Below are 14,531 nucleotides of genomic sequence, written 5' to 3'. Positions count from 1 at the left end.
CGGGACCGGACGGCCGTCCGATCTTCCAGGCGACGGTTCCCCGCCCCGCGTGGCAGGATTCAGACAGTCCTCCAGCAACGGAGCGGAGGAAGTTGCGACGAGGGAGCGGTAGTGGCAGGCAATCTGACCCGTGACGAGGCCCGCGAGCGCGCACGGCTGCTCAGCGTGCAGTCGTACGCGGTGGAGCTCGACCTGACCGAGGGTGAGGAGCGCTTCGAGAGCGTCACCACGGTCCGCTTCACCAGCACCCGGGCCGGCGCTGAGACGTTCATCGACCTGGCCGGGGCCAAGGTGCGCAGGGCCGTGCTGAACGGCGCCGAGCTGGACGTGAGCACCTACGACCCGGAGACCGGCCGGCTCCCGCTGCCGGGCCTGGCCGAGAGCAACGAACTGCGGATCGACGCCGACTGCTCCTACATGCGCACCGGCGAGGGCCTGCACCGTTTCGTCGACCCGGTCGACAAGAGCGTCTACCTGCACAGCCAGTTCGAGACGGCCGACGCCCACCGGATGTACGCCTGCTTCGACCAGCCCGACCTGAAGGCGACCTTCGAGCTGACCGTGCTGGCGCCCTCCCACTGGGAGGTCATCTCCAACGCGGCGCCCGACCAGGCCGAGGACCTCCCCGAGCACCGCGGCAGGCACGGGGCCCTGCAGGCCGCCAAGCGCTGGCACTTCCCGCCCACCCCGGTGATGAGCACCTACATCACCGCGCTGTGCGCCGGGCCGTACCACAAGGTGACCTCCGAGCACGACGGCATCCCGCTGGGCCTGTACTGCCGGGCCTCGCTCGCCGAGCACCTCGACGCCGACGACATCTTCGAGGTCACCCGGCAGGGCTTCGACTTCTTCCACAAGGTGTTCGGCATCCGCTACCCCTTCGGCAAGTACGACCAGCTGTTCGTGCCGGAGTTCAACGCCGGCGCGATGGAGAACGCCGGCTGCGTGACGTTCCTGGAGGACTACGTCTTCCGCTCCCGCGTCACCGACGCCGTCATCGAGCGCCGCGCCGAGACGATCCTGCACGAGATGGCGCACATGTGGTTCGGCGACCTGGTCACCATGCGCTGGTGGGACGACCTGTGGCTGAACGAGTCGTTCGCCACCTACGCCTCGGTGCTCTGCCAGGCCGAGGCCACCCGCTGGGGGCAGGGCGCCTGGACGACCTTCGCCAACGTGGAGAAGGCCTGGGCCTACCGGCAGGACCAGCTGCCCTCCACCCACCCGATCGCCGCCGACATCGTCGACATGCACGCGGTCGAGGTCAACTTCGACGGCATCACCTACGCCAAGGGCGCCTCGGTCCTCAAGCAGCTCGTCGCCTACGTCGGCCTGGACAACTTCCTGGCGGGCGTGCGCGACTACTTCACCGAGCACGCCTGGGGCAACACCGAGCTGTCCGACCTGCTGCGCGCGCTGGAGCGCACCAGCGGCCGCGACCTGTCGGAGTGGTCCAAGGAGTGGCTGGAGACCTCCTGGGTCAACACCCTGCGCCCGGCCTTCGAGGTGGACGAGGCGGGACGCTTCACCTCCTTCGAGGTGCTGCAGGAGGCCCCGGCCGACCACCCGACGCTGCGCTCGCACCGCGTCGCCATCGGCCTGTACTCCCTCTCCGGCGACGCCCTGGTCCGGGTCAAGCGGGTCGAGCTCGACGTGGTCGGCGCCCGTACGGCCGTGGCCGAGCTGGTCGGCGAGGTCCAGCCGGACCTGGTGCTGATCAACGACGACGACCTGACCTACGCCAAGGTCCGGCTGGACGAGCGGTCGCTGCGCACGCTGGTCTCCGGCGGCATCGCGAAGTTCTCCGGGCCCTCGGGGTCGCTGCCCCGGGCCCTGTGCTGGTCGGCGGCCTGGGACATGACCCGCGACGCCGAGATGGCCACCCGCGACTACGTGGCGCTGGTCGCCTCCGGCATCGCCTCGGTCGAGGACATCACCGTCGCCCAGACCGTGCTCCGCCAGGCCCGCCTGGCCGTCCAGCAGTACGCCGACCCCGCCTGGCGCGCCGAGGGCCTGAGCCTGCTGGCCTCGGCGCTGCGCTCCCTCGTCGCCGCGGCGGAGCCCGGCTCGGACCACCAGCTCGCCTACGTCAACGCCCTGGCCGCCACCGCCGTCTCCCCCGACGACCTGGCGTTCCTTTCGGGCCTGCTGGACGGCACGGCCGTCCTTGAGGGCCTGACCGTCGACACCGACCTGCGCTGGACCCTCACGCAGGCGCTGGTCTCCGGCGGCGTGCTCGGTGACGCCGACATCGCCGAGGAACTGCTGCGCGACCCCACCGCGACCGGCGAGCGCGCCGCGGCGCTGGCCCGCGCCGCCCTCCCGACGGCCGAGGGCAAGGCCGGCGCCTGGGCGGCGATCACCGGGGGCGAGCTGAGCGGCGCGCTGCTCCGCTCGACGATCGGCGGTTTCATGGACCCGCGCCACCCCGAGCTGCTGGAGCCGTACGCCGACCGCTACTTCGCGGAGATCGGCCGGATCTGGAAGTCCTGGACCTTCGACAGCGCGCAGAACTTCGCCAATGGCTGCTACCCGGCCCTGGCCGTCTCCCCGGAGACCGTCGCCAGGACCGAGCGGCTGATCGAGGAGAGCAACCCGCCGCACGCGCTCAGGCGCCTGCTGCTGGAGGGCGCCGACGGCGTCCGCCGCGCCCTTCGGGCCCAGGCCAGGGACGCGTCGGCCTGAGACACCGGACCGGCGGGCGCCCTCGCGGGAACACCCGCGGGGGCGCCCGCCGCGCTCCCCGAGACGGCGCCGGAGGTTCCGCGAACCGCCGGCGCCGGGGAAAGTGAGACCGCCCGCTGATGGATTCGGTACAGGACGTGCTCGTCGCGCTCGCCAGGCGGCACGCGTTCGCCGACCTCGAGGCCCTCACCGACGATCCCGAGGTCGCCGCGGTGTGCGAGTTCGGGCACCGGCTGCTCTCCCTCGACGCCGAGGACTTCGCCGTCGAGGCGCGGCAGGTGCCCCCCTCCCTGCGGCGGCGCGCACGGGCGTGCACCATGCCGCAGACCCCCAGGGAGCAGCCGCGCGGCGCGCTGGAGTCGCTGCGCCCGGCCTACGGGCTGCTGCTGGAGGTGATCGCCATCCGGTGGGAGCGGAGCGAGCTCAGTCCCATGGTGGCCGCCCTGCACATCGCCAGCGAGTACCTGCCGATGCTCGCCTTCGAGTCGGTGCTCGGCCACGCGGGCGACCCGGTCCGCTGGCCCGCCGGGCTGAGCGCGCCGGGCAGCAGGTTCGGCGTGATCGGCGACCGCGGGTGCGACCACACCAAGTCCGAGCAGTCGGCCGCCAACCGGACCCTGCGGGTGGCCGTGGAGCCCGCCGAGGGCTGGCGGGCCTATTTCGACCGCCAGCACAGCCAGGTGGCCGGCGCGCTGGCCACCTGCGTGTCGGACTGCCGCGCCCCCTGCACCGCGATGGACTGGGTGGCCCAGGACCTGCGCGAGGATCTCTCCCTGCGCGCGCGGGTGGCGCTGGCCTTCGCCGAGACCCCGCTGGTACGGCTCCGCCACGCGGCTCCGGTGGGCCACGGGTTCGGCGTGCCCTCGGCGGAGGAGGTCCTGGAGGCCTGGGAACGCAGCCGGGTCCTGCTGGCCAAGAACGAGGTGGGCGGGGCGGCCGGGCAGGAGGACGGGTTCCCGCTGCCGGGCCTGCCCAGTCTCTTCTCCGCCGTCGCCGCCGCCCCGGTGACCGTCTCGGCGCTGCTGGAGGACATCGCCGCCCACCTCGTCGGACTGCTGAGATCCGGCGGAGACCGGACCCCGGCGCGGTCGGATGTTCTCTAGAGAAGAGCTGTATCGATACCCGCGGCGGTGCACTCTCATGCGGGTGACCGTGGTCACAAAAGTGTGAGTTAGGGACTACTAGGCACCCTCTTTGAACTTCGGCTACCGTGAGTCACGTGGACTCCGGTCATGTGCCAGAAAACGGTGACAGCACGTCACCGCTCCGGGTCGGTGATCGCCGGACCGAAGACAAGCCGGCGGCTCGGCCCGGCGCGCCCGCGTCTACGTACGCGCCGACCGCCGAGCGGATCTCCCTGCGCGGCCTGCTCGGCCATCCCCGGTACCGTCCGCTCCGCCGCCGGCTGCTGATCGCGGCCGTCGCGGGAGTGGCGGGAGGCGTCCTGCTGGCCGGCTGGCGCTGGGGGGTCACCGCCGCCGTGCTGGCCGCGATCGCCGACACGGTGGTGCGCGCCCGCTCGCACTCGACCGTGCCCGCCTGGCGGCGCGCCTCGGTCGCCGAGCGGCGTACCGAGGCCCAGCTGAAACGACTGGAGCGCAGCGGCTACCGCACCCTGCACGCCCGCGCGATCCCGGACAGCGAGGCCCAGATCGACCATCTGGTCGTCGGCCCCACGGGGGTCTACGCCGTCGACTCCGAAAAGTGGGACAAACGGCTCCCGGTGCGCGTGCAGTCGCACCGCAAGCTCTTCCACGGCCCGTTCGACCAGAAGAAGCGCCTGGACGAGGCCCGCTGGGAGGCGCGCCGGGCCGCCGAGCTGATCGGCGAGGCGCTCGGCCGCGAGGTCGTCATCATCCCCTCTCTGGCGATCTACGGCCCGCCCGTCCCGTGGAAGGTCCTCACCGTCCGCGACGTCGACGTCTTCGACGGCTCGCGGGTCCGCAAGTGGATCGCCAAGCGGGAGCGCTCGCTCACCGACACCGAGATTCAGAAGATCTACGAGATCGCCGAGCGGGTCCTGCCGCCCCGCTATCCGGAGAGCTGAGCCGTTCATCCCGGGAACCGAGCCGTTCCCGTCCCGGACGCCCGGTGGCCCCGCCGCCGGGCGTTCCGCGTGCCGCGGGCGCGGCGTCCGCCGCGCCCGCGCGCCCGTCCCGGGCATCCGCCCCGGACATCCGGGGAACGACCGGAGGATGTCCGCCCCATGGACCACGGGTCTCATCAGGCGGGCGCGGGCCGTACCATTTGAAGACTCAGCCCCGATGATGGGAGAAGCATCATGCCGGCCCTCAGGTCTCGTACGGTCACTCACGGCAGGAACATGGCCGGAGCCCGGGCGCTGCTCCGGGCGACGGGCGTGGACGGCGGCGACTTCGGTAAACCGATCATCGCCGTGGCCAACAGCTTCACCCAGTTCGTCCCCGGGCACGTCCACCTGCGCGAGGTCGGCGACGTCGTCGCCGGGGCGATCCGCGAGGCCGGGGCGATCCCGCGCGAGTTCAACACGATCGCGGTCGACGACGGCATCGCCATGGGCCACGGCGGCATGCTCTACTCGCTGCCCAGCCGCGAGCTCATCGCCGACGCGGTCGAGTACATGGTCAACGCCCACTGCGCGGACGCGCTGATCTGCGTCTCCAACTGCGACAAGATCACCCCGGGTATGCTGCTGGCCGCGTTCCGGCTCAACATCCCCACGGTCTTCGTCTCCGGCGGGCCGATGGAGGCCGGCAAGACGCCGGGCCGCAAGCTCGACCTGATCGACCCGATGATCGCCGCCGCGAACGAGGACGTCTCCGACGCCGAACTGCTGGAGATGGAGGAGAACGCCTGCCCGACCTGCGGCTCGTGCAGCGGGATGTTCACCGCCAACTCGATGAACTGCCTCGCCGAGGCCATCGGCCTGGCCCTGCCCGGCAACGGCACGATCCTGGCCACGCACAAGGCCCGCAAGAAGCTGTTCCAGGACGCCGGGCGGCAGCTGGTGGAGATCACCCGCCGCTACTACGAGCAGGACGACTCCAGCGTGCTGCCGCGCAGCATCGCCACCAAGGAGGCGTTCGAGAACGCCATGACGCTGGACGTGGCGATGGGCGGCTCGACCAACACGATCCTGCACATCCTCGCCGCAGCCCGCGAGGCCCGGGTCGACTTCGGGCTGAAGGAGATCAACGAGATCTCGCTGCGGGTGCCGTGCCTGTGCAAGGTCGCCCCCGCCACGGACAAGTACCACATCGAGGACGTGCACCGGGCCGGCGGCATCCCCGCCATCCTGGGCGAGCTCGACCGGGGCGGGCTGCTCCACCGCGACGTGCCCACCGTCAACGGCGGCACGCTGGGCGACTACCTCGACGCCTGGGACCCGAAGTCGGCCGGCGCGTCGCCCGAGGCGCGGGAGCTGTGGCACGCGGCCCCCGGCAACGTCCGGACCGTCAAGCCGTACTCCCAGGAGGCCCGCTGGGACTCCCTCGACCTCGACCGCGAGGGCGGCTGCGTGCGCGACGTCGAGCACGCCTACACCCGTGACGGCGGCCTCGCCGTGCTCTACGGCAACATCGCCACCGAGGGCTGCATCGTCAAGACCGCCGGGGTCGACGAGTCGATCTGGCGGTTCTCCGGACCCGCGGTGGTCTTCGAGTCCCAGGAGGACGCGGTCGAGGGCATCCTGAACAACCGCGTCACGGAGGGCGACGTCGTCGTCATCCGCTACGAGGGCCCCAAGGGCGGGCCGGGCATGCAGGAGATGCTCTACCCGACCTCGTTCCTGAAGGGCAAGGGACTGGGCAAGGCCTGCGCGCTGATCACCGACGGCCGCTTCTCCGGCGGCACCAGCGGCCTGTCCATCGGTCACGCCTCCCCGGAGGCGGCCGAGGGCGGGACCATCGCCCTGGTCGAGGACGGCGACCTCGTCGAGATCGACATCCCGGGCCGCTCGATCGAGCTGAAGGTGCCGGAGCAGGAGCTGGCCGCCCGCCGCGAACGGCTCCTGGCCGACCTGGGCGGCTACCGGCCGCGCGACCGCCACCGCCCGGTGACGGCCGCGCTGCAGGCCTACGCCGCGCTGACCACCTCGGCCTCCACCGGCGCCTCGCGCGACCTGTCCCAGCTCTCCCGGTAGGCGCCGCACGCGCGCAGGGCCGTCCTGATCGGTCCTGCGCGCGCCGGGGAAGCGGCCCGCCCGCCCCGTCCGGACGGGTTCCGGGAACAGCGAATCCGGCTCGCCATCCCGGACTTTCCCCGAGGTTACAGTCCTGAAGTCGGTATCTCTGTTCGAAAAATGTCAGTGCCGGCCCGTATTCTCTGGGTATGGCTACCGTCATGAAGCCCCCCGCCAGCCCGCTGACGACCGCCGAGATCGCCGCCCTCGCCCTGTCCCTGGCACACCTGGGGTCGGGCCCGCAGGCCGCCGCCGCCCGGCACGGCCTCCGACACGCCTTCGAGCACCTGGAGCTCGACGACGACGTCACCGCCGCCACCCTCGCCACCCTGACCGAGCCGCTCCCCTCCGCCGTCGCCGACCGGGCCAGGACCATCGCGAGCGCGATCACGTCCCGGCTCGTGATCCGCCTGCACTACCGGGACGTCTCCGGCCGGGTCACCGTCCGCGACGTCGACCCCGTGACCTGCATGGTCCACCGCGAGCACTGGTACCTCGTGGGCATGTGCCGCATGCGCGGCGCGATCCGGGCCTTCCGGTTCGACCGGATCATCGCCACGGAGCCCACCTTCATCCCCGCCCGGCCGCATCCGGCCGAGCGCTTCCTGCCCTTCCAGGGCAGGCGCGCGGCCTAGCGGACGGCACGACGCCGTCCTCCCGTCCCGGTGAGCCGGGCGGAAGGACGGCGTGACGGCGCGGAGCCGGTCCGGGACGGGCCGGCTCTCGCGGGTCAGCCGCAGCAGCCCCCGCCGCAGCAGCCCCCGCCACCGGCGGGCCGGGGGGCGGCGGCGCCGCCGGTCACGGCGACCGTGGACAGCAGCCGGACGGTGTCCTCGTGTCCGGCGGGGCAGGGTGCGGGCTCGTCGGAGCGGGCCATCGGGCGCGAGAGCTCGAAGGTGGACCCGCAGGCGCGGCAGCGGAAATCGTAGCGAGGCATGCCATCAGGGTACTCAGCGGAACCTGCGGGACGGCCCCTTCCCGCCGTCGCCGGTTCACCGGAACGCGATGGAGGCGTAGTCGGCGACGGGGCGGTAGCCGACCGCCCGGTAGACCGAGTTGGAGGCGGGATTGGACAGGTCGGTGAAGAGCACCACCCCGGTGGCTCCCGCCTCCAGCGCCGCCCGGGTCGCCGCGCGCGTGACCGCCTCGCCGTACCCCCGCCCGCGCAGCTCGGGCGGCGTGTAGACCGGACCGATCCGGGACATCGCGGCGATCGGCGCGGACAGGCCGGCGAACGCGACGGGACGGCCGCCGTCCTCCCACAGGACCAGTTCCTCCCGGCCGATCCTGCTGGAGACCAGCGGGGTCGCGTCCGCCGGGAGACGGCCCCACGCCTCGGCCTGGAAGTCGGCGAACCACCGCACGAGCAGCTCGCGGTCGCCGGCGCCCGCCGTCCGCGCGGCTCCGGGGACGGGGCGGCGCAGCGGGGTCAGGGAGTCGAGCCGGTGGAGGCGCTCGGACACCCGCCGCGCCTCCGGCCGCCACCAGCAGGCCGCGAACGCCTCGGCCTGCGCCAGCGGTCCCTGGACCTCGGGGATCTCCCGCTCGGCCTCGATCAGCGCGGCGGCCAGGGACGGCACGGAACCGGCGGGGAGATCGGGCAGCAGCAGCCCGCGCGGCGGCGTGTGGATCGCCGCGGCGACGGTCTCGCCGTCCTCCTCCCGCCAGGCCAGCAGCACGTCCTCACCGTGGACGCCGGCGCGGATCCCGCGCAGGACGGTGAGCGGGGCGGTGTTGCGGACCGGGTCGCGGAGCAGCCACGGCTCCGCCGCCCCGGCGAACACCTCGACGTCGGAGGTGAACATCCATGCCATGCACCCGATTGTGCCGACACGGACCTCGCCGGGGCGAGCGGATACGGCCGCGACCTCGGGCCGCGGCTTCAGGCCGCGTTCTCCGCGAGGTACGGAGCCCACTGGGGGTCGCCGGCGACGTGTGCGCCGATCAGCCGCCAGTGCACGCCGCGCGGCACCACCGGGGCGACGTTCAGCGTCCAGCCCAGCTCCTCCAGCAGCCTGTCCGCCTTGCGGTGGTTGCACGTCGTGCACGAGGCCACGCAGTTCTCCCACGTGTGGGGGCCGCCGCGCGAGCGGGGGATCACGTGGTCGATGGTGTCGGCCCGCTGACCGCAGTAGGCGCACCGGTAGTCGTCCCGGCGCATCAGCGCGGTCCTGGTCAGGGGGATCCGCGATCGGTAGGGGATGCGGACGTAGCGGCGAAGCTTGATCACCGAGGGCACGTCGACCGTGCGGCTCGCCGAGCGGAGCACGGCGCCCCGCCCGTCGCGGTGCACGACGTCCGCCTTCTCCCTCAGCACCAGCACCACGGCGCGGTGCATGGAGAGGGTGGTCAGGGGCTCGAAAGTGGCGTTGAGCAGCAGGACCTGGCGCATCAGCGAGCCTCCCCCGCCGCACGTCGCGTCATCTCGGGGGGCACACCGTCGCGTGCCCCGGCTGGCGGCCCCTCTTGGGGCCCGGGCGCTTCCGTCACGAGGACCTCCGCCGGACGGCCCAGCGGATGGTCACCACGGCACCGTCCTGGACCAAGTTTGACTTCTCGATCGGCGTGCCCGCCACTCATAAATGACTGGAGGGACTCCTGGTGCTTTTATGCCCCCATTACCTGTTCTTCACTCCTCCGAAGCCCGTTCGGTACGCCGGGCGCGCACGCGGTGTCCCGTTGTCCGCCGGAGGTCGTAGGGTTCCAGCCATGACCCGACAGCCGTACCCGCCCGCCCGCCGTGACGACGTCGTCGAGGACCTGCACGGCACCCCCGTGCCCGATCCCTACCGCTGGCTGGAGGATCCCGACGATTCCGCCACCGCCGAGTGGCTGGCCGCCCAGGAGAAGCTCTTCACCGCCGAGATGGGGGAGCTCGCCGGACGCGAGCGGTTCAAGGCCCGGGTCGCCGAGCTGCTGAGGTCCGGTTCGGTGGGCGCCCCGGTCTGGCGGGGCGAGCGGCGCTTCTTCATGCGGCGCACCCCGGAGCAGGAGCACGCCGTGCTGTACACCGCAGACCCCTCCGGCGCCGAGCGGGCGCTGCTGGACCCGATGGCGCTGGACCCGACCGGGCTGACCACGCTGGACGCCTGGCAGCCCGACAAGGAGGGCCGCCTGCTCGCCTACCAGATCTCGGTGGGCGGCGACGAGGAGTCCAGCCTCTACCTGATGGACGTCGCGACCGGGACCCGGATCGAGGGTCCGATCGACCGGTGCCGCTACTCCCCCGTCGCCTGGCTGCCCGGCGGCGAGGCGTTCTACTACGTGCGCCGGCTGCCCGCCACGGAGGTGCCCGCGGGCGAGGAGCAGTACCACCGCCGCGTCTACCTGCACCGGGTCGGCACCTCCACCGAGGAGGACGTGCTGGTCTTCGGCCACGGCATGGAGAAGACCAACTACTACGGCGTGGGGGTGTCGCGCGACGGCCGGTGGCTGCAGATCTCCGCCTCCCGGGGCACCGCTCCCCGCAACGACCTGTGGACCGCGGACCTGGAGGCCTCCTCCCCCGAGGCCCCGGAGCTCGTCGTCGTCCAGGAGGGCGTCGACGCCCAGACCGGCCTGCACTTCGGCCGCGACGGCCTGCTCTACGTCTTCACCGACCGCGACGCCCCGCGCGGGCGGATCTGCGTGACCGATCCCGCCACCCCGCAGGCCGAGCACTGGCGCGACCTGATCCCGCAGGACGCCGAGGCCGTCCTCTCCGACTTCGCGATCCTCGACGACCTGGACCGGCCGGTCATGCTGGCCGGCTGGACCCGGCACGCGATCAGTGAGATCTCCGTGCACGACCTGGCCACCGGCGAGCGGACCGGCACGGTGCCCACGCCCGGCCTGGGCACGATCGGCGGCATCGGCGAGCGGCCGGAGGGCGGCCACGAGGCCTGGTTCGGCTACACCGACAACACCACGCCGCCGACCGTCCAGCGCTACGACGCCCGCACCGGCGAGACCACCCTGTGGGCCGCCTCCCCCGGCGCCGTCGAGGTGCCCGCGGTCCGCACCGAGCAGGTCGTCTACCGCTCGGCCGACGGCACCGAGGTCCACATGCTGGTGATCTCCCCGCCCGGCGCCGAGGGGCCCCGCCCCACGATCCTGTACGGCTACGGCGGCTTCGGCATCTCGATGACCCCGGGCTACTCGGCCTCGATCCTGACCTGGGTGGAGGCGGGCGGCACCTATGCCATCGCCCAGCTGCGCGGCGGAGGCGAGCAGGGCGAGGACTGGCACCGCGCCGGGATGCTCGCCTGCAAGCAGAACGTCTTCGACGACCTGCACGCGGCGGCCGAGCACCTGATCTCCTCCGGTGTCACGACCTCCGACCGGCTGGCCATCTCCGGCGGGTCCAACGGCGGCCTGCTGGTCGGCGCCGCCCTCACCCAGCGCCCCGACCTGTACGCCGCGGTGGCCTGCTCGGCCCCGCTGCTCGACATGGTCCGCTACGAGCTCTTCGGCCTCGGCGCGACCTGGAACGTGGAGTACGGCTCGGCCGACAAGCCCGACGAGTTCGCCTGGCTCTGGTCCTACTCCCCGTACCACCGCGTCCGCGAGGGCGTCTCCTACCCGGCGACGCTGTTCACCGTCTTCCAGTCCGACACCCGCGTCCACCCGCTGCACGCCTGGAAGATGTGCGCGGCCCTGCAGCACGCCCAGGCGGCCGACCGGCCGGTCCTGCTGCGCAACGAGGCCGAGACCGGTCACGGCGCCCGCGCGGTCAGCAAGACCGTCGAGCTCGCCGCCGACCAGCTCGCCTTCCTGGCCCACCACACCGGCCTGACCGCCTGAGGCCGCTCCCCGTCCGCCGCGGAGCCGCTCCGGCGGGAGCCGCTCCGGCGGGGCGGAAAGCCGCCCGCGGTTCCCGGTGGGAGACCGCCGGCGCGGAGGTCCCGTCGGCGGGACGGCCTACCGGGGGAAGACGATCGTCTTGTGGCCGTCGAGCAGTACCCGCTGCTCGGCGTGCCACTTGACCGCCCTGGCCAGCACCAGGCACTCCACGTCCCGGCCGATGGCGACCAGGTCCTCCGGGGAGTGGCTGTGGTTGACCCGGGCCACCTCCTGCTCGATGATCGGCCCCTCGTCCAGGTCCGACGTCACGTAGTGGGCGGTGGCCCCGATCAGCTTCACCCCGCGGGCGTGCGCCTGGTGGTACGGCTTGGCGCCCTTGAACGACGGCAGGAACGAGTGGTGGATGTTGATCGCCCGTCCGGCCAGCTTCTCGCAGAGGTCCTGCGAGAGCACCTGCATGTAGCGGGCGAGCACCACCAGGTCCGCCTGGTAGTGCTCGACCAGCGTCAGGACCTCCGCCTCCTGCCGGGCCTTGGTGTCCGGGGTGACCGGCAGGTGGTGGTAGTCGACGCCGTGCGACTGGGTGAGCGGACGCAGGTCGGGGTGGTTGGAGACGACCGCGACGATCTCGATGTCGAGCAGGCCGGAGCGGACCCGGTGGAGCAGGTCGTTCAGGCAGTGGTCGAACCTGCTGACCATGATGAGCACGCGCGGCCTGACCGCCGCGGCGCGCAGGTTGACCTCCATGCCGAACTCGGGGGCCAGCGCGGCCAGCGCGGTGCGCAGTTCGTCCTCGGGCACCGGAGCGGAGAACTGCACCCGCATGAAGAACCGCTCGCTGTCCCGGTCGCCGAACTGCTGGCTCTCGGTGATGTTGCACCCGTACCCGGCGAGCATCCCGGAGACCGCGGCGACGACACCGGGCCGGTCCGGGCAGGACAGCGTCAGGACGTACTCGGCAGGACTCATGGCCTTCACCTTCGCGCGGGTCGGATCGTTCGGGCGCCGTGGGACCGGGCCCGGCCGGCCGCCGCGTTCTCCGCGTCCGGCCGGCGCCGGTCCGTCCCGGCGGTCGCGGGAACGAGGTTACCCGCGTCCGCCGTCGGGGCGGTCCTCCCGCGGCCCTCCGGCGAGGCCGGAACCGCCGTCTCACATTGTGATGCTAGGTTCCGCACCGCTCCGGGTATCTATGTCCGGTGACGGATCACCCCCGAGGCGCGGACGGAGACGGTACGGACGCAGACGCGAAGACCGCGCACGGGCCCCAGGCGGGGAAAGCCTGAGGCGCAGACGGCCGGCGTGAGGTGGCGACCGTGAGCCTCGCCGCGCTGACGGCGCTCGCGGCGCTGTTCGCGGTCGTCACGGGGGTCAACGACGGCGGCGCGCTGCTCGCGACCGGACTCAAGATCCCCAGCATCCGGCCGGTGACCGGCGTGCTCATGATGATGACCGCGGTCGCGCTGGTCCCCATGGTGACGCACAGGGTCGCGACCACCTTCGCCACCAGCCTGACGGCCGTGGGCGGGCCCGCCGGGCAGGTCGTCATGTCCGTCGCGGTCCTGTCCGCGCTGGTCGTCGTCATGGTCCTGAGCAACCGGGGGCGACCCACCAGCCTGACCCTCGCCATCGTCGGCGCCCTCACCGGAGCCGGTCTGGGCTGGGGGGTGCCGGTCTCCCTCCGGACCGTGCTGTTCGTCCTCGCCGTCGCGCTGGCGGCGCCCTTCGTCGGCGCGCTGCTGGCGGTCCCGGCGCGCCGCGCACTGTCGCTGCTGGGGCACACCCGCCTGCTGCGGCGGTGGCACCGGGTCGGGTTCACCCTGCAGTGCCTGGCGTACGCGGCCAACGACGGCCAGAAGATGCTGGCCGTCTTCATGCTGGCCCAGGGCTTCTCGGGAGCACCGCTGCCCACCTGCGTCGCGATGGCCGGGATGTTCGGCGCCGGCGCCGTGTACGGCCTGCCGCGCGCCGGCCGCACACTCAGCCGGGAGATCATCGCCTCTCGGCCGCTGCACGGGGTGACCGCCGAGCTGTCCAGCGGCACCGCCGTACTCGGCTGTGCCGCGCTCGGCGCGCCGGTGAGCATGACCCAGACCATCGCCGGCGCCCTGATCGGGGCCGGGCTGACCGAGAGCGCCGGCAGGGTGCGCTGGCACGCCGCATTGAAGATCGTTCTAGCCTGGATGCTGACGCTGCCGGTGAGCGGTCTGCTCGCCGCGGCGGTGGCGCTCGTCGTCAGAGGAGTGGTCGCTTGAAACGGTTACGCCGCATCCGGGACCTGATGACCGGTCGCATGGACAACGCGCTCACCGACGCGCTGATCGGGCAGCTGGAGGCCACCAAGCAGGGCGCCTGGCTGGCCGTCGCCATGATCGGCGGTGACACGCGCAGGGCCGACGCGCACGAGATGATGCGGGAGATCGAGCACCGGGGCGACACCGAGCGCGCCCGCCTGGTGGAGGAGCTCTCCGGGGCCCTGATCACCCCGATCGACCGGGAGGACATGTTCCGGCTGTCCCGCTCGATCGACGACGTCCTGGACTCCCTGCGGGACTTCGTCCGCGAGTCGCATCTCTACCGGGTGCGCGGGCAGCGGCGCTTCGCCCCCATGCTGGACCAGGTGATCGCCGGGATCGAGGCGCTGGAGACCGCGATCTACGACCTGGCCTCCCGGCCCTCGGCGGTCATCGGCGACGCGCTGGAGGTGAAGAAGGCCAGCGGCACCCTCCAGCGCATGTACCAGTACGAGATCGCCCAGATCTTCTCCGGGGAGATCACCTCCGAGACCATGAAGGAGCGCGAGCTGGCACGCCGCCTGGAGGTCGTCGCCAGCGCCATCGGTGACGCCGCCGACGCCATCGCCGACGGCGCGATGAAACGATGAGCGATCACGGAGGCGAGCGGTGAC

Annotated in this window: 12 protein-coding genes; 8 read left to right on the top strand and 4 right to left on the bottom strand. The window is 72.6% G+C overall.

The window, feature by feature from the left end:
- Window positions 1-111 precede the first annotated feature (111 nt).
- The 5 genes from pepN (at window position 112) to HS045_RS16495 (ending at window position 7,479) form a co-directional block, all read left to right on the top strand.
- On the top strand, window positions 112-2,685 hold the full coding sequence (pepN, locus tag HS045_RS16515; RefSeq protein WP_196452228.1) for an aminopeptidase N: 2,574 nt from the start codon (window positions 112-114) through the stop codon (window positions 2,683-2,685).
- A 119-nt stretch (window positions 2,686-2,804) separates the two neighbouring features.
- Window positions 2,805-3,788, top strand: coding sequence for a hypothetical protein (locus HS045_RS16510; protein ID WP_196452227.1), 984 nt, complete (start codon window positions 2,805-2,807; stop codon window positions 3,786-3,788).
- Window positions 3,789-3,919: 131 nt separating this feature from the next.
- Window positions 3,920-4,732, top strand: a complete 813-nt coding sequence (locus HS045_RS34620) for a nuclease-related domain-containing protein (protein WP_307827554.1) — start codon at window positions 3,920-3,922, stop codon at window positions 4,730-4,732.
- 234 nt (window positions 4,733-4,966) lie between these two features.
- The gene (ilvD, locus tag HS045_RS16500; protein WP_196452225.1) at window positions 4,967-6,805 is read left to right on the top strand and encodes a dihydroxy-acid dehydratase; all 1,839 of its coding nucleotides are present in this window, start codon (window positions 4,967-4,969) and stop codon (window positions 6,803-6,805) included.
- A gap of 188 nt (window positions 6,806-6,993) precedes the next feature.
- Entirely contained in the window at window positions 6,994-7,479 is a 486-nt protein-coding gene (locus HS045_RS16495) for a YafY family protein (RefSeq protein WP_196452224.1), read from the top strand.
- Between the two features lie 95 nt (window positions 7,480-7,574).
- Here HS045_RS16495 and HS045_RS16490 read toward each other — a convergent pair whose 3' ends face one another.
- From HS045_RS16490 to HS045_RS16480, 3 genes are all read right to left on the bottom strand, one after another.
- Window positions 7,575-7,781, bottom strand: a complete 207-nt coding sequence (locus HS045_RS16490) for a zinc ribbon domain-containing protein (RefSeq protein WP_196452223.1) — start codon at window positions 7,779-7,781, stop codon at window positions 7,575-7,577.
- Window positions 7,782-7,836: 55 nt separating this feature from the next.
- A complete protein-coding gene (locus tag HS045_RS16485; RefSeq protein ID WP_196452222.1) occupies window positions 7,837-8,658 on the bottom strand; it encodes a GNAT family N-acetyltransferase in 822 nt (273 codons plus the stop codon).
- 68 nt (window positions 8,659-8,726) lie between these two features.
- The gene (locus HS045_RS16480) at window positions 8,727-9,236 is read right to left on the bottom strand and encodes an HNH endonuclease (RefSeq protein ID WP_196452221.1); all 510 of its coding nucleotides are present in this window, start codon (window positions 9,234-9,236) and stop codon (window positions 8,727-8,729) included.
- 317 nt (window positions 9,237-9,553) lie between these two features.
- Between HS045_RS16480 and HS045_RS16475 the strand changes: the two genes are divergently transcribed.
- Window positions 9,554-11,626: a prolyl oligopeptidase family protein gene (locus HS045_RS16475; RefSeq protein WP_196452220.1), complete on the top strand. Its 2,073-nt coding sequence runs from the start codon at window positions 9,554-9,556 to the stop codon at window positions 11,624-11,626.
- Window positions 11,627-11,743: 117 nt separating this feature from the next.
- Here the strand turns inward: HS045_RS16475 and purU are convergent, their stop codons facing one another.
- Window positions 11,744-12,595, bottom strand: a complete 852-nt coding sequence (purU, locus tag HS045_RS16470) for a formyltetrahydrofolate deformylase (RefSeq protein WP_196452219.1) — start codon at window positions 12,593-12,595, stop codon at window positions 11,744-11,746.
- Window positions 12,596-12,939: 344 nt separating this feature from the next.
- Between purU and HS045_RS16465 the strand changes: the two genes are divergently transcribed.
- Window positions 12,940-13,878 carry an inorganic phosphate transporter gene (locus HS045_RS16465; protein WP_196452218.1) on the top strand — a complete coding sequence of 313 codons (939 nt, stop codon included), beginning with the start codon at window positions 12,940-12,942 and terminating at the stop codon, window positions 13,876-13,878.
- On the top strand, window positions 13,875-14,507 hold the full coding sequence (locus HS045_RS16460; RefSeq protein WP_196452217.1) for a DUF47 domain-containing protein: 633 nt from the start codon (window positions 13,875-13,877) through the stop codon (window positions 14,505-14,507). The genes HS045_RS16465 and HS045_RS16460 overlap by 4 nt, the downstream gene beginning before the upstream one ends.
- The last annotated feature ends 24 nt before the right edge of the window (window positions 14,508-14,531 follow it).

The sequence above is a fragment of the Planomonospora sp. ID82291 genome (genome assembly GCF_015711645.1).
Classification (GTDB): Bacteria; Actinomycetota; Actinomycetes; order Streptosporangiales; family Streptosporangiaceae; genus Planomonospora.
The sequence above is the reverse complement of the archived record's forward strand: the minus strand, read 5'-3'. Positions and strand labels throughout refer to the sequence as shown.